The organism is Croceivirga radicis (genome assembly GCF_002072105.2).
In the GTDB taxonomy this organism is placed as follows: domain Bacteria; phylum Bacteroidota; class Bacteroidia; order Flavobacteriales; family Flavobacteriaceae; genus Croceivirga; species Croceivirga radicis.
Window position 1 is genome coordinate 440,599 of sequence record NZ_MTBC01000001.1, and the last position, 21,255, is coordinate 461,853.

The following is a 21,255-nucleotide window of genomic DNA, read 5'->3' on the forward strand; positions in this document are numbered from 1 at the left end:
TAGGTTACCAATGAAGTTTGCTCCAAAAATATTTAATTCCCATCCTAAGGAGGATGGGGATTTTTTTTTGGGTATAAAAAGAATACTTGGGTTTAAGCCAAAAGACCTTCAAATCTACAAACGTGCTTTTTTACATAGAAGCATGAACAAAAAGGATGTAGATGGCAACCCTATGAATTATGAGCGTCTAGAATTCTTAGGAGACGCTATGTTGGGCACGATCATCTCTAAGCATCTATACAACCAAGTGCCAGAAGGAGACGAAGGTTACCTAACCAAAATGCGATCTAAAATAGTTAGTAGAAAGCATTTGAATGAGTTGGGTAAAGACCTAGGTTTATTGCAATACGTAGAGAGTAGAATACCAAGGAGCCATTTTGGAGATAACATTCATGGCAATGTTTTTGAAGCATTGGTAGGTGCTATTTATCTGGACCGGGGCTACCGTTATTGCGAAAAATTTATAATGGATAGGGTGGTAGAACCTTATGTAGACATAGAACAGTTAGAGGGTAAGGTAATTAGTTATAAAAGCCTACTTATAGAATGGTGTCAAAAACAAAAAAAGCCATTTAACTATAATGTTTATGAAGATACCGGTAAAGACGAGTTGAAACATTTTGCCGTTAAGCTTTCAATAGATGGTAGGGTTATGGCAAAAGCCCGGGCAACTTCCAAGAAAAAGGCAGAAGAAAAAGCATCTAAAAGAGCTTACTATGCCTTACAAGACAAAATAGATAACTAATCTGTTTTAAGAAATCGTAAATAAAACGATTTCGTAAAAAATTAATTTGCTAAGCATTAATAATCTATAGGCAGGTTAATGTATTAATCCTATATTTACAATTCGCAAAATTTTAATGGCAGCAGTTTATAAAATATCTGAAGAGCTCTTTGATGATTCTTTTAGGTTGATAGCTATACACACAAATTTAGAAGGATATCAACTAGCCTATTTTATTAACAGTGTTAGCGAATTAAGATTGAAACGATCTTTTAAAGATTTGAAAATTAAAGAAGTAACTTATCCGTATTATGAATGGTTAGATGAGTTTACCGAGACAGAGTGGCTATTGATCACCAATAAAGTGCTACAAGATATAGCGGTAGATTCCATAGGGTTGTTTGGGCAAGGGAGCGCCCAAGCCACTAATTTTTTGGTTGCGGAACGTAAAGACGTTGACTTTTTTCTTAAAATAAATCTTGAGAACGAAACGCAAGTTTCAGAAACTTTAGAGCGTATTAAAGGCATTCCGCGAGTAAGAATGGCCTACAGCCTAGAGGCAGAAACCTTAAAATCAAAACAAAACCTAATTTTTTAATAATGCCAACAAAAAAGAAAACTAAAATAGTAGCAACGCTAGGACCAGCCACTAGTAAAAAAGAGGTTTTAAAACAAATGATGCTGGCAGGGGTTAATGTGTTTAGAATTAACTTTTCTCATGCCAATTATGATGATGTAAGCGAAAGAATTGCTCTAATTAGAGAGTTAAATGAAGAATTAGAAATTAATACGGCGATCTTAGCAGACCTTCAAGGTCCAAAATTGCGTGTTGGCGTTATGGGCGGGGAGGTTGTAGTAGCTCCTGGTGACGAAATAACATTTGAGACAGGAGAGCCTTTTGAGGGTAACGCAGAACGCGTTTATATGAATTACGATAGTTTTCCTAAAGATGTAAAAGCAGGAGAACGTATCTTATTAGATGACGGTAAACTTATTTTTGAAGTTGTTTCTACTAATGGTGAAAATGCCGTAAAGGCAAAAGTTATTCAGGGAGGGCCGTTAAAATCCAAGAAAGGGGTAAACTTACCAAATACAAACATTTCTTTGCCGGCGTTAACAGAAAAGGATATTAACGACGCTATTTTTGCCATTAAGCAAGATGTGGATTGGATTGCCTTGTCTTTTGTACGTTTTAGCCAAGATTTAATTGACCTTCAAAATCTGATAAAGGAACATACCGAGCATAAAATTCCAATTGTTGCTAAAATAGAAAAGCCAGAAGCGGTAGAGAACATAGACCAAATTGTAGCTTTCTGTGACGGTCTAATGGTAGCACGTGGTGATTTAGGTGTAGAGGTACCTGCACACGAAGTTCCATTAATTCAAAAGCAATTGGTACTACGTGCCAAAAAAGCAAGGATTCCGGTAATTATTGCCACGCAGATGATGGAGACTATGATAACTAGTCTTACCCCAACAAGGGCAGAAGTTAACGATGTAGCCAACTCTGTAATGGACGGTGCAGATGCCGTAATGCTTTCTGGCGAAACATCTGTGGGTAATTATCCTGTTCAGGTTATAGAAAAAATGGCCAGCATATTAGAAAGCGTAGAAAATTCTGAGCTTATAAATGTGCCACAAACGCCGCCACATGTTAAAACAAAAAGATACATAACCAAGTCGGTTTGTTATCATGCGGCAACTATGGCCAATGAAATTAAGGCAAAAGCAATTTCAACCTTGACCAATAGTGGTTACACCGCCTTTCAAATTTCTGCATGGAGGCCAAGTGCACATATTTTGGTTTTTACTTCTAACAGAAGAATATTAAACAGATTAAGCTTGTTATGGGGTGTAAAAGCCTTTTATTATGATAAATACGTTTCTACGGATGAAACCATAGAAGACGTAAATAAAATTGCTTGCCAAAAAGGATTTTTAGAACAGGGAGATATGCTTATTAGCCTTGCGGCTATGCCAATTAAAGATAAAGGTATGGTTAATACCCTTAGGGTAACAGAAATAGAGAGTTGTAACTTTTAAGCAACCTCTTTTTCAAAAGCAATAAAATTTACCAAAAGGCCTTCTGCATTAAATATCGGGAGGCCTTTTATCCAACATTTATAGGTAGATTTATCTTTTCTGTAATTTAGTACCGTAGCTTCAAATGGCTTTTGCTCAATAATTGCCGATCTAATAGCATTTGATGTTTCTTGGCATGTATCAGGGCCTTGGAACATTTTTGGTTTATTGCCCAAAACTTCTGCAACGTCATAACCATTCATTTGCTTCATGTTTTTGGTAGCATGTACAATGCGTAATTGCGCGTCTGTAATAACAACTACATGATCTTTATCCAATATTTCTTCCGGTAGATTAAAACTAGATGTCCAATTATTAGCGGTAGCTATTTCTTTAATACCTTGTAACTCTTCTAATCCGCCCTTTACCTTATCATACTTTAAGGAATATATATCCCAAGCAACTACTGGTATGCTCTGTAAGCTTAGTGTTTCATAAAAGCGTTGCGCGGCTGCATCATACTCTCTAAATTCTTTCATGGCTTTTATATTCTATGGGACCAAAGTATACAAATACCGTATACCTTATTCATTTGTCCAAGAAATTAAGTCATATGCATACCAAGTATAAGTGTAAGCTTAAACACAAAGGCAAGACTAAACAGTGTAAATCACTAGAAACATGGAAACTACTCGGCATCAGTTTTAGGAAGCGAAAACAAATGCTTTTTTAGGATTTAGTACAGATATAAAGAAAGATGCAGGCTTTTTTAGGGTACAAGACCATACTATTATGCTTTTATGGAATCAGAACCAAGAGACGCTTGATATACAAGTAGATGATTATGATGTTCTTTTACGACCAGGACAAATTGCCTCGGTCACTTATTTACAAAAGGTAAGCTTTAATAGAACACAGGCACCACTAACCGCTTTTTCCTTTAATCGTGAGTTTTATTGCATAATAGATCATGATGAAGAAGTAAGCTGTAACGGTATTTTATTTTTTGGCACCCAAGACCTACCAATAGTAACCATACCAGAACCATTGTGCAATAGGTTTACAACCTTATTAAATGTTTTTGCAGAAGAATTCTCTATGCCTGATAAAATACAAGGACAAATGCTTCAAATGCTTTTAAAACGATTAATAATTATGTGCACAAGGCTAGCAAAGGAGCAATTAATTGTTAAGGTTTTAGATAACGAACAAATAGATGTAATACGAAAATTTAATGTTTTGGTAGACACGCATTATAAAACAAAACGTAAGGTGAGTGACTATGCCGCACTTTTACACAAATCGCCAAAAACATTATCTAACCTCTTTGCTATTTATAATCAAAAATCTCCCCAGCACATTATTTTAGAACGATTGGCTTTGGAAGCAAAGCGTCTTATACGTTTTACGGACAAACAAAATCAAGAAATTGCCTATGAATTGGGATTTAACGATCCCGCTCACTTTAGTCGTTTTTTTAGAAAAATGACACATCTATCCCCTTCAGAATACCGTAATTCCCAGATAGCACACGTATAAGGGAAAAAGTGACAAGTGGTCGGGAAATCCATCATAACACTTGCCTAAGCTATGGCCACATCTTTGTAGTGTTCAATTATAAAAGCAGTACAAATGGCACAAAATAGATTATTTAATCTCATTAGCATTTTTACGAGCGTTAGACGCCCACAGGTAAAAGAAATCAATGCCGTAGCGCATTGTGAGAACCATTACCATCATGATTTTTATTGTGATGCAAGGAACCGTTTTGCAACAAATTATTAATAACGAATAACAAAATAACATGAGTACATTTTCACCATTACAAAGAGATGAAGTAAGCGAAGGCAACCAGGCAATTTTTGATAATTTAGAAAAAGCTTTGGGGTTTGTGCCCAATTTATACGCTACTTACGCACATTCTACAAATGCCTTGGCCAACTATTTAAATTTTACGAATGCCAAGACTTCATTAAGTGCTAAGCAAAAAGAAGTAGTTAACCTTGTGGTTAGCCAGGTAAACAACTGTGAGTACTGTTTGGCCGCCCACACGGCAATCGGAAAAATGAACGGGTTTACAGATTCACAAATTATAGAATTAAGAAGCGGTAAGGCTTCCTTTGATTCTAAGCTGGATGCATTAGCAAAATTAGCTCAAAATATAACTGAGAAAAGAGGAGCAACCGATGAAGAAGTGGTAAATAACTTTTTGAAAAGCGGTTGGACTAAAGAAAATCTTATAGATGCAATAGTTCTTGTTGGGGACAAAACCATTAGCAACTACATACATAGCACTACTAAGGTACCAGTAGATTTTCCTGCGGCGCAACCTTTAGAAGCAACGGTTTAACCCTTATAATTAATTATACTTTAAAAAATTATTCAATGAAAAATCTAATTTTATTTCTAGCGGTAGTACTTGGAATAAACACTGCGGCATTGGCACAAGATAAAAGGATGGACCAAAAAATAAAAACCATCACTTTGGAACAGATACCAGGAGAATTTACCAAAAAACAATTGACCGTACCAGAAGGCACTTATCTTTTTGAAATTGTAAACAAAGGTATTGACCACAATGTTGGTTTTGTTTTGGTAGCCAAAGGTAAAGATCCTAGTAAACCAGAAAACCATATACAAACGGCATATGTAACCGCACCTGTAGGTACAGACTCCAAAGAAATGTCTAAACCAACAAAGTTAACCAAGGGTGAGTATATTTATTTCTGTCCTTTAAACCCTACTGCCACGGATAACACTTTGGTGGTAGAATAAAAAGCGTTGATTTTTTAATACCAAAGCCTCCTTTTAAGGGGGCTTGGTTATTTATAGCAGCTTAACGTCTTGCAAAGCTACGGGAGCCATGGTTCTTGCTAAATGTATTGGCCAGTCATTCTCGTGTATATAGGTTTCGGTAATAGCACTTTCATATAATAAGTAAATAGTTCCAGAAATCTTTTCTACTTCAGCTTTAGAAACATGGGCTACTGTTCTACCTACTATTTCACCTAAGAAAAAAAGCAACTCCTTTTTTTGTTGTTGTACGGTATTCCAAATCTCCGTGTCTTCCGGGGTAATTTCACTCATTATTTTTTGGCCCCAATCACCCTTTAATTCTCCAGTTCTGTATAATTCCCTTAGGTAATCAAAAATGGCCAAAAGTTGCTGTTTACTTTCTTGTTTCTCTTTAACAAATTCTGATAGCCCTTGCATAAAACTGTCGTGTTTATGCTTAAGATAAGCAATGCAGATGGCATCTTTAGATTTAAAATGATGGTATAAGGTGGCCTTGGCAATGTCACACGCATCAATAATTTGGTTAATACCTGTTCTGTTAAATCCCTTTGTGTAGAACAGTTCTCCGGCGGTGTTTATAATATGTTCCTTAATGTTTTTTTTCATACCCATAATAGAGGCAAATGCCTTTTTACAAATCAAATTTTAATTGATAGGTTATGCTTTTATCTTCGATTTTGTTCTTGGTCTCTGTATTAAGATTGGCAAGCGATATACCCAAAAGCCTTACAGAGTTTTCTAAGGGGGATTGATACAATAACTCTTTGGCGTTGTCCAAAATAAGGCTTTTATCAGCAATAAAAAAAGGAAGGGTTTTGCTTCTAGTTTGCAGTGTAAAATCGCTATACTTAATTTTTAGGGTAACTGTTTTGCCGGCCAACTTGGATTTTTTAAGTCGCTTTTCTAATTCCTGTGCAATATTCTCTAGGCGTTCCAACATAAAAATCTCACTGCTTAAATTTTCGCTAAACGTACGTTCTGCACCTACGGATTTTGGTGTTCTGCTAGGCTTTACGGTGCTAAGGTGAATACCCCTTACCACATTGTAATAGTGCTGGCCACTTTTGCCAAATTCTTGATTTAGAAACTCCAATGATTTCTTTTTTAAATCGGCACCGGTAAAAATACCTAGTTGGTACATTTTCTCTGCGGTTACCTTACCAACACCATAAAATTTTCTTATATCCAATGCGGATAAAAATTCCAACACCTCTTCTGGGTTCACTGTTTTTTGTCCATTAGGCTTGTTGTAATCGCTTGCAATTTTTGCAATAAATTTATTTATGCTTATACCGGCAGAAGCAGTAAGTCCAGTTTTATCTAGTATTTTTTGCCTTATTTCTTGAGCTATTAGTGTGGCTGAAGGGTTTCCTTTTTTGTTTTGGGTAACATCTAAATAAGCCTCGTCCAAAGACAGCGGTTCTACCAAATCTGTATATTCAAAAAAGACCTGTCTAATTTGTTGCGAAATTTCTTTATACCGATCAAACCTGGGTTTTACAAAAATCAATTCAGGACAATTTTTCTGTGCCAGATAACCAGACATGGCACTGCGTACTCCATATTTACGGGCTTCGTAACTAGCGGCAGAAACAACACCTCTTTTAGAACCACCGCCAACGGCAATAGGTTTTCCCTTTAGCTCAGGATTATCTTTTTGCTCTACAGAAGCATAAAAGGCATCCATGTCTACATGAATAATTTTTCTAAGCGGAAAATCAAATTGCATACTCAAAATTAACCTATATTTAGCTAGATGGAGCACTTAGAAATAGAACGTAAATTTTTAATCCTTTCCGATACTTTTAAAAAAGAGGCATACCAGAAGGATAGACTGGTGCAAGGTTATCTTAATACGCACCCAGACCGTACGGTAAGGGTACGTATTATGAACCATGAAGCTTTTATTACGGTTAAAGGGCCTACCAATACAGCAGGGACTTCTAGATTTGAATGGGAAATTAACATTCCCGTAGAGGAAGCCACTAACCTCATAGATTTATGCGAGACGGGAATTTTAGAGAAATATCGGTACCGAGTACCTGTTGGCAGGCATATTTTTGAAGTAGATGAGTTTTTAGGGGAAAACAAAGGACTCATTGTTGCAGAAATTGAATTGCAGCACGAGAACGAGCCTTTTGAAAAACCAAATTGGTTGGGCAAAGAGGTAACCGGTGACAAGCGCTATTACAACTCCGCATTAACTAAAAAACCTTTTACAACATGGTAAAAATTTTTGGCTGTAGCTGTTTCTTGATGTTATTTCTAATGAGTTGTAAACTAGAAGGGACCGTTGACCATACGTTGAACAAAAAAGAAACACAAGCCGAAGCTGTAGAACAAAACGTAGCAGAATTAAAAGACTCTTTAACCAAAGCGGGCTATCAAATTTTCGATTATGTAGATGAAAAAACGAAAGACACGGTTTTGATGCAGCAGTACTTCATCGCCTTTTTAAAAAGTGGTCCCAATAGAACCCAAAGCAAAACGGAAGCGGATAGTTTGCAAATGTTACATTTAGCGCATTTGGGCAAAATGTACGAAATGGGTTATGCCGATATATCCGGACCTTTTGGTGACGATGGGGAAATACGGGGCATTACCATTTATAATGTGCCCAACCTAGAAATGGCAGATAGTTTGGCCAATGCAGATCCTATGGTAAAAGCAGGGCGTTTAAAAATTGAAATTCATCCTTGGTGGGCCGCTAAAGGTTTTGGGTTAAGGTAGTTGGTTTTTAAAGTTGATGGCTCTTATATTTTTAGCGATAAAGCCCTAATCCCTTGTAATGATACTATTATTAGGTGCTCCAAGAGTTCTTCGGTAGTGTAATTGTCAAAAAAGTCGCTCTGGGACAGTATAATTTCATCGGTACGTAAAAGGAATAATTCGCATATCAATTTAAGATTAATCCCTTCCTTGATTTGCCCTTTATTTTTTGCTTCTTGCAATAAATCTAGAATTTAGGACCAAACAATTCCTTGCCTAAAATTGTTGTAGAAGTTATAAGCTTCCGGATACTATTTTTTGAGCCCAAAAAGAAAGGTAGGACTCAAGTTTCTTAATTCCTTAAGTCCTACCCTATAAATTTGATTTACCCGTTTAAACGGGACGTTGTGCCCATCACTTAGTTCAAAAAAAATACTCATTTTAAGCTGGGTACGCTGTAACAAGTGGGCCACACTTTCTAAAACCAGTTCATCCTTTGTTTGAAAATGTGTGTAGCGGGTTTTTTTGGAAATACCAAGCGCATGGGCAACATTGTCCATACTCACCCTTTTACAACCCTATTTGGTAAAAAGGGAAAGTGCTTGTTCCAGTACCGCTGTTCTTTCTTGCACCACGATATTATTATTGCCAACCTCCACCAAGAGCACGGTATAATTCTACCGTTGCACTAAGCTGACCATATTTAGAATCGATGAGGTTCAGTTCTGAGTTTAAGGCATTTTGCCTTGCGGTTAAGACCTCTAGATAATTGGCCAACCCGTTGTTCAATAGTTCCTCGGAATAATCTTCCGCCAAGGCATAGGAATCCAATTCTTTTTCCCTTGCAGAAAGTTTTTTGGTTTCTGCCTCATAGTTATACAAAGCATTTGAAACTTCTTGCCCTGCGGTTAGCAAACTCTTTTTATAATTTAAAAGTGCTTGCTCTTGCTGTGCCTTTGCAGCTTCTAATTGGGTTCTTAATTTACGCTGGTTAAACAAAGGCTGGGTCAAGGAACCAACTAATGAGGAAAATAGCGAACTGGCATCTATAAAATTGTCCAATTCCAAGCTTTGAAAGCCTCCTTGGGCCGTTAGTGTTAAACTTGGATACATACTGCTGCGCGCCACATTGGTCAATTCAAAAGCATTTACCAATGCATACTCTGCCTGTATTACATCTGGTCTGTTGGCCAGTAATAATGCAGGTACACCAGTGTTTAAATCCGTATTTATTTCTTGGTCTTCAATGGTAGTCCTTGCAATGGAATGCGGAGCTTCGCCTAGTAATAAACTAAAGCTGTTCTCTAACAATTTAATATTGTTCTCCAGATCAATAAGAATTATTTCCGTAGTGTGTACCTGAGCTTCGGTTTGTTTTACCGCAACTTCCGTAACCTGGCCAGCATCTTTTAAGGCTATTGTGGTTTCAAGACTACTTTTGCGTGCCTCAAGTGTTTCTTCGGCTACTAATTTTTGACGGTCTAGCGCCAATAGCTGATAATACAAATCGGCAATGCTAGCCACCAGTTGTGTCTTTACTGCTTGGTGTGCTGCTACACTTTGTAGGTAGTTGGCATTGGCGGCGCGTTTATTACTACGAATTTTACCCCAAACATCGGCCTCCCAAGAAAGTGTTCCAGATAATTGGTATTGCTCAATAGCTTCGCTAAAAATACTACCAAACTGACTGTTCTCTGAGTTTTTGGTGCGTGTAGCACTTGCCGTGGCAGATAAGGTTGGAAAATACCCTGCCTTACCCTGTTTTAAATAGGCTTCTGCACTTATTATATTTTGCAGGGCTATACGTATGTCCAAATTATTGGTAAGTCCTTTTTCTATATACGATTGCAATTGGGCATCGGTAAAAATATCCTTCCAAGAAACCTGGGCCATAGACACACTATCTTGTGGTAATTGGTCCGTTCTATACAGTTTTTGGGTTTCCACATCTGGTCTTTCGTAATTCTTGGCCACAAAACAAGATTGCAGCACAAGCGGAAGAACCAAAATGGCTATGAATTTTATATTGTTTCTTTTTATCATTGTTTTGGGCTTAAGCATTAAGAACTTTTTCTTGATTTTCGGTTTTAGGTGCTCCGCTAAAACGTTCTTGTAAGGCTTGGAAAACCACAAAAAGAACAGGGATAACAAAAACTCCTAAAATGGTACCTATAAGCATACCGCCAACGGCGCTCATACCAATAGAACGGTTACCAATGGCACCTACACCAGAGGACAATGCCAATGGAAGCAAACCGAAGATGAAGGCGAAGGACGTCATTAAAATGGGTCTAAAACGTGCTTTGGCACCATCAATGGCCGCGTCCCAAAGTCCCATTCCTTCCCTACGCCGTTGCAAAGCAAACTCCACAATTAGAATGGCATTCTTTGCTAATAGTCCAATAAGCATGATCAGAGCAATTTGGAAATAAATATTATTCTCCAATCCGCCTAAATTCACGAACAAAATGGCGCCCGCTAGTCCAAACGGTAAGGAAAGCAAGATGGCAAACGGTAAAATATAGCTTTCGTACTGTGCACTTAGCAAGAAATACACAAATACCAAACTCAAAATAAATATTACGATTGTAGTACCGCCAGATTTGCTCTCTTCTCGAGTTAATCCAGAGTACTCATAGGTATAGTTGTTGGGTAATACCTGCGCCGCAACTTCTTCAATGGCAGTAAGGGCATCACCCGTACTATAGCCAGGGTTGGGTACCCCTGTTACTTTTACGGAACTTAAAAGGTTGAATCGTTCTACGGATTCTGGCCCATAAATCTTTTTTAAGTTGACAAACTGGCTTACCGCTACAGATTCGCCATTAGTGTTACGAACATAGATTTTATTCAAGCTATTTTCATTGGCACGATCTTCTGGTTTTGCCTGGATCATTACGCGGTACTGTTTCCCAAACTTGTTAAAATCTGTTGCGTAAATTCCACCATAATAACCTTGCAAGGCATTAAAAATATCAGTTGTAGAGAAGCCAGCCATTTTAATTTTCTCCACATCTACTTCTAGTTCATATTGTGGAAAATTTGGGCTAAACTGGGAAATAGCGTATTGCACTTCCGGTCTTTGATTTAAAGCGCCTAAAAATTGATTTTTCACCTCTTCTATCTCTGCCCAATCTGCGCCACCCTTACTTTGGAGCTGTACTTCAAAACCAGATGAGGTACCAAAACCTTGTATACTAGGCGGGGTAAAATAAATAATCTGGGCATCTTTAAATTGTGCCGAAACCGCAAATAGTTTGGCCAATGTTGCTTCTACGGAAAGGGAATCGGCCTCACGCTCGCTCCAATCCTGTAATTTCATGATAGAGAATCCATAAGATCCCGCACTAACCCGGTTTAACAAACTGAACCCAGAAACGGTAAGACGTTTATCAATCACATCCATAGATGCATATATAGAGTCCAATTTCATCAAGGTTTCCTCGGTTTTTTCCAAAGTGGTACTTGGTGGCATACTCACGTTGGCAAAAATGATACCTCTATCCTCATTAGGCACAAATCCGCTAGGAGTGCTTTTGAATAGGTAAACGGCTAAGCCGGAAAAAATGACCAACATACCAACGGCCAACCATTTTCTCTTAATCAGCGTGTTTACCGCACCGGTATATTTATTGGTAATTGCATTAAAACCTCTATTGAACCCGTTGAAGAAACGGTCTTTAAGATTCTGCTTTTTACCTTCTTTATGCGTATGTGGTTTTAGAAACAAGGCCGCCAATGCCGGACTCAATGTTAATGCGTTTACTGCGGAAATTAGAATAGCCACGGCCAAGGTGATACCAAACTGCTGGTAGAATACCCCAGAGGTACCTTGTATAAAGGAAACTGGAATAAACACGGCAGACATAACCAAGGTTATGGAAATAATGGCCCCAGAAATTTCGCTCATGGCCGATTTTGTCGCGGCTTTTCCGCTTTCTGCACCCTCTTCTAATTTTGCATGTACAGCTTCTACCACCACGATGGCATCATCTACCACAATACCAATAGCCAGAATCATAGCGAACAAGGTGAGCATGTTTATAGAGTAGCCAAAAATCTGCAGGAAGAAAAAGGTTCCCACAATGGCCACGGGCACCGCAATTGCAGGGATTAAAGTGGATCTAAAATCCTGTAAGAACAAGAACACCACAATAAAAACCAGGATAAATGCCTCTATAAGGGTCTGTACCACATGGTCTATGGAGGCATCCAAGAAATCCTTGGTGTTAAATGGAATTACGTAATCTAGACCTTCTGGAAATTCTGCCTTGCTTTCCTCTAAAATGGCTTCAACCTCTTTGATGATTTCGGTAGCGTTGGAACCTGATGTTTGGTATACACCAACCGCAACACCGGGAGCACCCATTCCGTAGTTTTTACGCGCATAATTAAACGCGCCCAATTCAATATCCGCCACATCTTTTAAACGTAGGAAACCGCCATCTTCCGTAGTTTTCAGGATAATATTTTCATATTCGGATACTTCGTCCAATCGGCCTTTGTACTTTAAAACATATTCATAAACACCATCTGCATTTTCCCCAATTTTACCGGTGGCCGCTTCACGGTTTTGTTCTACCAATGCTGCTTGAATGTCTGAAGGAACAATGTTGTAAGAAGCCATTTTGTCCGGGTCTATCCAAATACGCATGGAGTAGTCCTTGGAGCCAAAAACGTTAACATTACCTACGCCGTAGACCCGTTTTAATCTGGGTACAAGATTAATTTTGGCGTAGTTTTCTACAAAGGTGGCATCGTAATTTTCGTTTTCTGAGAATATAGAGAAGAACAACAACGAGCTGTTCTGTGTTTTTTGGGTAGTTACACCAGTAGCGATTACCGATTCTGGTAAGACGCTATTGGCCCTAGAGACCCTGTTCTGTACGTTTACCGCTGCAATGTCCGGGTCTGTACCCAATTCAAAATAAACGCTAATACTGGCAGAACCATCGTTACTTGCCGTGGATGTCATATAGGTCATGCCCTCCACACCGTTTATTTGCTCTTCTAACGGAATTACAACACTATTTAATACCGTACCGGCATTGGCACCGGTGTAGGACGCCGTAACCTGTACCGTGGGCGGTGCAATTTCAGGATACTGCTCTACCGGTAAGGTAGTTAGGCCAAGCACCCCTAAGATTACGATGATAACGGATATAACGGTAGAAAGTACCGGTCTATCTATAAATTTTTGAAACATATGTCTGTTTTTTAGGGGCTGTTATTTTGTGATAGGGGCTATTTTTTGACCACTTTTTAACTTGGATACGCCTTCTATGACCAAGGTGTCGCCCTCTTCAAAACCTCCTGTAACTATGTAGTTTTCCTGGGTTTGGTCTATTATGGTAATGGGCTTGCTGGTTACTGTATTATCATCGCCCACCACATATACCATTTTATTGCCTTGTAGGTCTACGGTGGCCGTCATAGGAATAACAAAAACATCTTTGCGTTCTGCTGGAATCTTTATTTCGCCGGTACTACCGGAACTTAAAATAAGGTCTGGGTTCTTAAAATCTGCACGTAACGTAACGCTACCTGTGGTGCTGTTTATGATGTTGTTTACCATGGCAATTTTACCTTTGTGTTCATAAGGTTCTCCATTAACCATAATCAGTTCTACTTCTGGAGCACGGTTAACATCTATGGTGCGGCCCTCTTTGGCAACACGTTGCTTTATTGCCAACAACTCTTTTTCGTTTAAGGAGAAATATGCACGCACCTCACTAATATCAGATACCGTAGTTAAAGGCGTTGTGGTGGTAGCGCTAACCAGCGTACCTACTTTAAAGGGAATATTGCCAATGTATCCGTTTACAGGGCTGGTAACCCGGCTATACCCAATATTGGCCGTAACACTTTGATAACTGCTCTTGGCTTGTTCCAATTGTGCCTTGGCAGTTTCTAACTGTACGTTGCTAATAATATTTTTTTCAACTAGCGGCTTTAATTTATCTACCTCTACTTGCGCGGCATTTACCGCTGCCTTTGCGGCATTGGCATCTTGGGTCAAGGATTCAGTTTCTAGTTTAAAGAGTAACTGGCCTTTTTTTACTTGCTGCCCTTCTTCCACGTAAATTTCTTGCACAAAACCAGAAACTTTTGGTCTAATTTCTACGTTTTGCTTCCCTTCCAAAGAAGTGGAATAGAGATCATAAGTGGTGACATCCTGTTTTTTAAGTTGGGTAACCTTTAAAGACGGTGCACTTTGTTGTGGAGGGGCTCCATTTTTATCTTCCTTGCAACTAAAAAAAAGGACAAGGCTAGCCAGTACGGTGTATATGGTTCTTACATTCATGATATCTGTTGTTCTGCTTTAGTCTTCTTTAAATGATTTAAGTTTATCGATACTTTGGTTGAGCAATTTTTCACTTTCGGTCACAAAGTTCAAATAGACCGATGTTTTAGGCTGATTCTTTCTGTGTTTTTCTGGATTGTATTGCTCGTGGTAGTCATTGATTTTGTAGATGATTTCCTTTTCGGCCTGAAATAGCTTAAGCCGTTCTTTTAGTTTGTTCAAAAAGAACGTGCCACTTTCCGAAACTTTAAAGTAGCGCTTGCGGTCGCCTGGTTTCGTAAAATAGGAGATGATTTCCATTTTCAATAACAGGTTAAGTGCGCTTGAAATTGAGCTTTTACTTGCACCTCTTCGGAGTTGACAATCTTCAAAAGTCAACCCTTCTTGCTCCGTTAATATTAAGCTGGCATATAACCTAGCAGCCAATGGTGGAATTTGGTACATGTTTTCAAAATGCACCCCTAGGTCTTCTATAAGTCGCTTTTTTACTTCTTCTCTAGACATAATTTATTCAAATGCTGAGCAAAAGTATAGTTAGTTCGGTTATTACCGAACTAATCAAAACTAAAATTTTGTTAAACACTGTTAGCAAAAAGATAATTAGCTAGAACTATTTAGGTTTACAAAGAATTTTCTTGATGTGGTTACCCTTCATAGACGGGTTTTTCTTTCCATGTTTGCTTTCTCGCTTTAAGCATTTTAAGTGTAGGAAAAATAGCTCCAGATAGGAAAAGGCCAAAGGCAATTAAGAATAGATACAACGGATTGCTTAGGGTGTTTCCACTATTTAAAACGGCCATAATTAAAATAGTGGATAATGGAAAAGACAGGGCTAGAATAGAAATGGCAAAGTTGCCGTTGAAAGTTTTTTTGTTGTTTTCTACCTCTTTTTCCATAGCTTCTATTGCGGCTATATGGGCATAGGGCCAAAAGCTACAGGCACTTAAAGAAAATGCTAATGCGAGTAATAGGGTATTGGTTTCCATGTTTATAAAAACAGATAACAAGCCTATAATTAGAAAACTTGCAGCGGCTCTAAGCATTAAAAGTGAAAAAAGCTGGGCAAATTGTTTTTTTTGAATATTTACGGCCAAACCAATAAAAAGCAATACCAAAGGGGTCATTAGTAGGCTAATTCTAGATAAACTTTCTGAAAGCGCAAAAGGGAGGTTTTCCATATGTAGGCCCAGCACCATTAGAATCAAAGCGGCGGCAATAAATAGATTTACCGGTTCAAAAGCCAATACCTTTACCAGATTTAGCAGCTTTTCTTTACTAAACTTAGTAGTTTGGGCATGTTTTTTTAAATACCATTGCATGGCGATCAAGTATAATATAATAAGTACAAATACTTTATTTCCAAGATCGGCCATTGCAGCTTGCGCCAAATATGAATCGCCTAAAAACTCTAATACAAAAGGAAAGCAAGACAAACCGGGTGCTAAGGATGGAAAAAGCAATCTTACCGTATTGTAATTGGGGCTATTCTTTTCTAATCCAATTGCAGGTAATAATAAGGGAGTAGTTAGGTATAATATAATATTTAGTGCTAAAGCTAAAACTGGTAATAAAAGAAGTTCTCCTTTTATATCAACGCTTAATAAGGCAATAAAAATGGTAGCAGGTAGGGCAAGGTTTAATATTATTTTTTTTAAACCCGTAATTTCAGATTTTGATTTAAACTTGGTCTTTAGCACCAGACCAATACCTATAAAAATTAAAAAAACTAGAATTTTCTGTAACCCCACCTCCTACAAATTTTAATTAGACGATTACCTTCTGTAAAGCATCAATAAAAAGTTGCATCTCTGGCATTGTACCCATACTTACACGGCACCAATTTTTGCCCATGAAGTTAAACGCTCTAACACCAACTTCTTGTGCTGCCATTTTACTTAAAAATTCTTTCCCTTCTAGCGCAATAGGAAAAATTACGAAAGAGGTATGGGATGGTACGTAATCTATACCCATGGCTTTAAGATTGTCGCAAACAAATGTTCTTGCTTTGGCATTGTTGACCCTTGAAGAAGCAATAAATTCTTCATCATCCATGGCAGCAATAGCTGCATGTACCGAAGGGTAACTAATTCCCATGCCTCCTCTTGTAATATTTTGTATTTTATCTAAGGTTGCTTCTGGTGCAACCCCATAACCAACTCGTATACCAGCCATACCATGTATTTTAGAAAAGGTACGGGCAACTATTATATCTTTTCCTTGCGCAACTAGTTTAACCATACTCTGTTTGGCCCCATCATCTAGATACCATAAATAGGCCTCATCTACAAATACGGTTACCTTGTCTGAAACTCTAGAACAGAAATCCAACAATTTTTTACTATCGGTAATAGTTCCGGTCGGGTTATTAGGATTGCAGATATAGACTAGTTTGGTTTCGGCATCAATAGCTTTTTCCATAGCATCTAAATCGTGCGACCAATCTTCTTTTAACGGAACCGGTTTCCAAGTAGCACCGCAGGCTTCTGCCACCTTTATTAAAGACATATAAGCTGGGTCTGCAGAAACCACGTTGCCACCGTTTTGAAAGTAAACCATGGCAGCCTTCTCCAATAAATCCGAAGACCCAGGACCCATGATAATATTTTTAGCTTCAACTCCTTCAAAGGTTGCTATTTTATCCATGAGCTGAAATAATTCTCGCCATGCATACCTGTTAGCTCCACCCACCGCATCTGTCATTGCCTGTACGGCCATGGGGGAAGGACCATACGGGTTTTCATTGGCGTTTAATTTAGCCTTTAGGGGTTTAAACTCCGTATGTGTATCTATAAGATATTCCTTAAAAAAAGGACTGTATAAAATATTCCCTTCTTGGTCTAAAGTTAACGGAATATCAGAGCTTGTTTTAGCGAAGCCCAAATACGGAGCAGCCATTAATCCACCAGCGGTGATCGCGGATTTTTTAAGCCAATTGCGTCGGTTTAAAATAGGAGTATTCATTAGAAGTTATTTTTGTGATTGTCAGCCTTTTAAAAGTACTATGATTTCACTGCACTTCCAATGTAAATACAATAAAAATGAACTACCTAGAATAAAAATATCGTAATTTTAACCCCTTTATATTTTTATATCATCAATAGAACAACTCAATTACAGCAATTTTATCACTAATACCAACTTGTAGGTGTCTCAACTACGGTTTTGTAGGGGTTCGTGGTAAAATATTGCTGCTTTGTAGAAATTAGTGCTTTAATTTATAGGGTATATTTAAATTAAAGCTATTTATTTTGCTGTAACACCGTCTAGATTTAATACTGGAATTGGTTTAAGGTTTTTTTCTGTAACCGTATGTTCTGGGAAAACAAAACGTCTTTCATAAAGCTTGTTTTCTGCAAAGAAGGTTACAAAAAATTCATTGTTCAAGGCCAATACATCTTCTTGTACTAATTCTATTTTGGCAAAAGACTTTGCTGCCAATGTACCTATTCCATGACGCATGGTAGATGTTTTTTTATCCCCCAAATAGCCTTTAGAAACTACAAGAACCATTTCTATGGTATCTTTTCTATTGTTGATAATGTAGGCATTCCAATCCTTAGCTAAAAATTCTTTGTTCCACTCTTGTGCAATAACCACATGCACATCTTTGGCTACGGGAATTTCTATATCTTTTTTCATGGTGATTTAAAGAGCGCTCTTAAATTGTTTTAAAAAGCGGGTGTCGTTTTCACTTAATAGCCTAATATCTGTAATTTGGTGTAGTAGCATGGCAATACGGTCTATACCCATACCAAAAGCAAAACCAGAATATTCTTCTGGGTCTATACCGCAATTTTTAAGTACATTGGGATCAACCATTCCACAGCCCATAATTTCTAACCAGCCCGTACCTTTGGTCATACGGTAATCTGCCTCGGTCTCTAAGCCCCAGTATACATCTACCTCTGCGCTAGGTTCCGTGAACGGAAAGTAAGAAGGGCGTAAGCGAATCTTACTCTTACCAAACATCTCTGTAGTAAAATATTGTAAGGTTTGTTTTAGATCGGCAAAGGAAACATCCTTATCTACATAGAGACCTTCTACTTGATGAAAAAAACAGTGAGAACGAGCCGAAATGGCTTCATTTCTATAAACGCGACCTGGAGAAATTGTTCTAATTGGTGGTTTGTTGTTCTCCATATAACGTACTTGTACCGATGAGGTGTGCGTACGCAATAAAATATCTGGATTGGTTTGTATAAAGAAGGTGTCCTGCATATCTCTTGCAGGGTGATATTCTGGTAGGTTTAGAGCTGTAAAGTTGTGCCAGTCGTCCTCTACTTCTGGGCCTTCGGAAACATTAAACCCGATTCTAGAGAAAATATCTATGATTTGATTTTTTACAATAGAAATAGGATGTCTAGCGCCTAGTTCCAAGGGTTGCCCCGGGCGTGTTAAATCACCATAAATACCTGCCGTATCTTGCTGGTCTTCTAAGGCCTCTTTTAGTACATTTACCTTTTCTGTAGCTGCTTGCTTTAATTGATTGATAACCTGACCAAACTCTTTCTTTTGCTCGTTAGGAATGGTTTTAAAAGCGGCAAAAAACTCGTTCATCAACCCCTTTTTGCCAAGGTATTTAATCCTGAAGTTTTCTATTTCTTCTGGAGATTGAGAACTAAAGTTTTCAACGGCTACCAAATGTTCCTTAAGGGTATCTATCATTGTTAGATGGCTTTTAGAGAGCGCAAATTTAGCAAATTGTCCTAGAATATAAGGGCAAATTGCCAATGAACCGTTGTTCTTAGTATACTATTGATACAGCTTTTTACTTACAACTCGGTTTTTAACCAAGTTAAGCAAGTTTCAAAATTTGGAAAAACTTGTGCGTCTGGCACCAATTCTGGAAAAATATTAATTTTTTCCATCATCAGCTTAGGTTGTTCTCTCAAGCCAACTACGGCCAATTTAACCCCTTTAGTGGTTAAATTGAGCATCACATCTTCTAACACATTTAATCCAGATTTATCCAAATAAGGCATCCGGTCCATTCTAAACACTACAACATTTGCGGTTTCTGGTATCTGCGCAGACAATTGCTGAATTTCATTAGTAGACCCAAAGAACAACGGACCGTTTATATGTTTGATGAAAATTTTCTGGTCAATTTCGGTAGGTATTTGCTGCTCGTCTTCCCATGCTTCTTCTAGTGGCAGTTGTTTAACTACAGAATTTTTAGCGGTAAGGTCGCCAATCTTCTTCATAAAAATTAAAGAGGCCATAACCAAACCAATACCTACTGCATAGACCAAATTCCAAACCGAGGAAAGCACCATGACTACAAGCATAATTACCATTTCTGAACTCAATCTTATAGGACCAAGTTTTATGTCTTTAGGCAAGTAGGGAATGGCTTTTAAACCTTTGTAATCAATAACTCCAATACCTACAGTAACCAAAATACCAGCTAGTACCGCAGCCGGTATTTTAGAAGCAACGGGCCCCAATGCAAGTAAAATTATAAGTAATAAAACCCCGGCTATCATTCCACTTAGTCGTGTTTTACCTCCAGATTTTATATTAATTACCGTTCTAATGGTTGCTCCAGCTCCAGGAATGCCTCCAAAAAGAGCACCTACTGTGTTACCAATTCCTTGCCCAATTAATTCCTTGTTAGGTTTGTGCTTGGTGTTTGTCATGTTATCCGCTACTACAGAGGTTAACAAAGAATCTATTGCGCCCAATAGAGCTAGAGTAAGTGCCGTAAAGATATATGGGCTTATAGCACTAAAACTAAATTGGGAAAATATCTCGAAATGTGGGATGGGAAGCCCAGCTGGTATTTCTTGGATTGGAATGTAGGGCAATCCAAAACCAATGGCAGCACCAGAAACTACGATTAAAGCTACCAAGGTACTAGGTAAAGCGGTAGTTATTTTTTTAAATCCATAAATAATAGCAATGGTAGCCAAGGCAAGGCCAAGTTCTAACCAGTTTATGTGTTGAAGCGCTCTAGGTAAAATTTTTAAGGTACCAATAACACCAGATGCATTCTTGCCTGCTAAATTTTGAGCTTCTTTAGTAATAGCTGTTGCTGCAATACCAGCGGATTCTTCTATGGTTTGTTCAAAATGCTTTATTGCCAATATATTTTCACCTTGATTATCTTTAAGTGTTTTGGCTAATAATTCTGCTTTTGCTTGTTGGGTATAGCCAGCTACATAGGCATCATCTTGTTTTGGATAATAGCCCATGGCAGGAAGTAATTGGGTAATTAATATAATTACACCAATAGCGGTCATAAACCCAGAAACTACAGGGTAGGGTATGTATTTTATGTAAACACCTAATTTTAAAAAACCAAGAACTATTTGTAGTAAACCAGCCAACAGGAAAACCGCCAAAATAACCGGTAAAGCCTTGTCTAAATTGCCATCATTTGTGGCCATGATACCTGCAATTACCACCATGCTCACTGCTGTCATGGGAGCGGTTGGGCCAGAGATTTGCGTATTGGTGCCACCAAACAGAGCGGCAAAAAAGCTAATAAAAATTGCGCCGTATAAACCGGCCGTAGGCCCTAGACCACTGCTAACCCCAAATGCTAGTGCTAATGGTAGGGCCACAATACCCGCGGTAAGACCGCCAAAGAGGTCGCCTTTAAGATGTTTAAACATAATACGTTGGTTCTTTAAGTTGGAAGATAGCCATTATTTCACATAAAAAAAGGTCAACCTTTTAAAGTTGACCTAATGTTTAT

At 38.2% G+C, this 21,255-nt stretch carries 22 protein-coding genes; 8 read left to right on the plus strand and 14 right to left on the minus strand.

What is annotated here, in order from left to right; genetic code table 11:
- The first annotated feature begins 10 nt into the window (after positions 1-10).
- The 3 genes from rnc (at position 11) to pyk (ending at position 2,767) form a co-directional block, all read left to right on the plus strand.
- The gene (gene rnc / locus BUL40_RS01970) at positions 11-745 is read left to right on the plus strand and encodes a ribonuclease III (protein ID WP_010519575.1); all 735 of its coding nucleotides are present in this window, start codon (positions 11-13) and stop codon (positions 743-745) included.
- A gap of 115 nt (positions 746-860) precedes the next feature.
- Complete coding sequence (locus tag BUL40_RS01975; RefSeq protein WP_010519576.1) at positions 861-1,322, plus strand: IPExxxVDY family protein; 462 nt, start codon at positions 861-863, stop codon at positions 1,320-1,322.
- Between the two features lie 2 nt (positions 1,323-1,324).
- Entirely contained in the window at positions 1,325-2,767 is a 1,443-nt protein-coding gene (gene pyk, locus BUL40_RS01980) for a pyruvate kinase (RefSeq protein WP_010519577.1), read from the plus strand.
- Here pyk and BUL40_RS01985 read toward each other — a convergent pair.
- The gene (locus BUL40_RS01985) at positions 2,764-3,285 is read right to left on the minus strand and encodes a PAS domain-containing protein (RefSeq protein ID WP_080317854.1); all 522 of its coding nucleotides are present in this window, start codon (positions 3,283-3,285) and stop codon (positions 2,764-2,766) included. The two genes, pyk and BUL40_RS01985, sit on opposite strands and share 4 nt — an antisense overlap.
- Positions 3,286-3,538: 253 nt before the next feature.
- On the opposite strand from BUL40_RS01985, the gene BUL40_RS01990 reads away from it, so the two are divergent.
- The 3 genes from BUL40_RS01990 (at position 3,539) to BUL40_RS02000 (ending at position 5,521) form a co-directional block, all read left to right on the plus strand.
- Positions 3,539-4,285 carry a helix-turn-helix domain-containing protein gene (locus tag BUL40_RS01990; protein WP_244901802.1) on the plus strand — a complete coding sequence of 249 codons (747 nt, stop codon included), beginning with the start codon at positions 3,539-3,541 and terminating at the stop codon, positions 4,283-4,285.
- A 265-nt stretch (positions 4,286-4,550) separates the two neighbouring features.
- Positions 4,551-5,096, plus strand: coding sequence for a carboxymuconolactone decarboxylase family protein (locus tag BUL40_RS01995; protein WP_010519580.1), 546 nt, complete (start codon positions 4,551-4,553; stop codon positions 5,094-5,096).
- Between the two features lie 35 nt (positions 5,097-5,131).
- The gene (locus tag BUL40_RS02000; protein ID WP_080317855.1) at positions 5,132-5,521 is read left to right on the plus strand and encodes a hypothetical protein; all 390 of its coding nucleotides are present in this window, start codon (positions 5,132-5,134) and stop codon (positions 5,519-5,521) included.
- Positions 5,522-5,572: 51 nt separating this feature from the next.
- Here the strand turns inward: BUL40_RS02000 and BUL40_RS02005 are convergent, their stop codons facing one another.
- Complete coding sequence (locus BUL40_RS02005) at positions 5,573-6,148, minus strand: TetR/AcrR family transcriptional regulator (protein ID WP_244901803.1); 576 nt, start codon at positions 6,146-6,148, stop codon at positions 5,573-5,575.
- 25 nt (positions 6,149-6,173) lie between these two features.
- A complete protein-coding gene (gene dinB / locus BUL40_RS02010; RefSeq protein ID WP_080317857.1) occupies positions 6,174-7,271 on the minus strand; it encodes a DNA polymerase IV in 1,098 nt (365 codons plus the stop codon).
- 27 nt (positions 7,272-7,298) lie between these two features.
- Between dinB and BUL40_RS02015 the strand changes: the two genes are divergently transcribed.
- Positions 7,299-7,772: a CYTH domain-containing protein gene (locus tag BUL40_RS02015; RefSeq protein WP_080317858.1), complete on the plus strand. Its 474-nt coding sequence runs from the start codon at positions 7,299-7,301 to the stop codon at positions 7,770-7,772.
- A 38-nt stretch (positions 7,773-7,810) separates the two neighbouring features.
- Positions 7,811-8,272 (plus strand): YciI family protein, encoded by a 462-nt coding sequence (locus tag BUL40_RS02020; protein ID WP_244901804.1) that lies wholly within the window; start codon positions 7,811-7,813, stop codon positions 8,270-8,272.
- Between the two features lie 23 nt (positions 8,273-8,295).
- On the opposite strand, the gene BUL40_RS15640 is transcribed toward BUL40_RS02020, so the two are convergent.
- The 11 genes from BUL40_RS15640 to BUL40_RS02070 form a co-directional block, all read right to left on the minus strand.
- Positions 8,296-8,493, minus strand: coding sequence for a hypothetical protein (locus BUL40_RS15640; protein ID WP_141239630.1), 198 nt, complete (start codon positions 8,491-8,493; stop codon positions 8,296-8,298).
- 69 nt (positions 8,494-8,562) lie between these two features.
- On the minus strand, positions 8,563-8,817 hold the full coding sequence (locus tag BUL40_RS02025) for a TetR/AcrR family transcriptional regulator (RefSeq protein WP_317044001.1): 255 nt from the start codon (positions 8,815-8,817) through the stop codon (positions 8,563-8,565).
- Positions 8,818-8,893: 76 nt separating this feature from the next.
- Positions 8,894-10,294 carry an efflux transporter outer membrane subunit gene (locus BUL40_RS02030; RefSeq protein WP_176465428.1) on the minus strand — a complete coding sequence of 467 codons (1,401 nt, stop codon included), beginning with the start codon at positions 10,292-10,294 and terminating at the stop codon, positions 8,894-8,896.
- A 10-nt stretch (positions 10,295-10,304) separates the two neighbouring features.
- Positions 10,305-13,457: an efflux RND transporter permease subunit gene (locus BUL40_RS02035; RefSeq protein ID WP_080317861.1), complete on the minus strand. Its 3,153-nt coding sequence runs from the start codon at positions 13,455-13,457 to the stop codon at positions 10,305-10,307.
- A gap of 21 nt (positions 13,458-13,478) precedes the next feature.
- Positions 13,479-14,555 carry an efflux RND transporter periplasmic adaptor subunit gene (locus tag BUL40_RS02040; RefSeq protein WP_080317862.1) on the minus strand — a complete coding sequence of 359 codons (1,077 nt, stop codon included), beginning with the start codon at positions 14,553-14,555 and terminating at the stop codon, positions 13,479-13,481.
- An 18-nt stretch (positions 14,556-14,573) separates the two neighbouring features.
- Entirely contained in the window at positions 14,574-15,059 is a 486-nt protein-coding gene (locus tag BUL40_RS02045) for a GbsR/MarR family transcriptional regulator (RefSeq protein ID WP_080317863.1), read from the minus strand.
- Between the two features lie 140 nt (positions 15,060-15,199).
- Complete coding sequence (locus tag BUL40_RS02050; RefSeq protein ID WP_080317864.1) at positions 15,200-16,303, minus strand: AEC family transporter; 1,104 nt, start codon at positions 16,301-16,303, stop codon at positions 15,200-15,202.
- Positions 16,304-16,319: 16 nt separating this feature from the next.
- The gene (locus tag BUL40_RS02055) at positions 16,320-17,516 is read right to left on the minus strand and encodes a pyridoxal phosphate-dependent aminotransferase (RefSeq protein WP_080317865.1); all 1,197 of its coding nucleotides are present in this window, start codon (positions 17,514-17,516) and stop codon (positions 16,320-16,322) included.
- A gap of 282 nt (positions 17,517-17,798) precedes the next feature.
- Positions 17,799-18,194: a hypothetical protein gene (locus BUL40_RS02060; RefSeq protein WP_080317866.1), complete on the minus strand. Its 396-nt coding sequence runs from the start codon at positions 18,192-18,194 to the stop codon at positions 17,799-17,801.
- Between the two features lie 6 nt (positions 18,195-18,200).
- A complete protein-coding gene (gene pheS / locus BUL40_RS02065; protein WP_080317867.1) occupies positions 18,201-19,220 on the minus strand; it encodes a phenylalanine--tRNA ligase subunit alpha in 1,020 nt (339 codons plus the stop codon).
- Between the two features lie 107 nt (positions 19,221-19,327).
- Entirely contained in the window at positions 19,328-21,172 is a 1,845-nt protein-coding gene (locus BUL40_RS02070; RefSeq protein WP_080317868.1) for a SulP family inorganic anion transporter, read from the minus strand.
- Between the last annotated feature and the right edge of the window lie 83 nt (positions 21,173-21,255).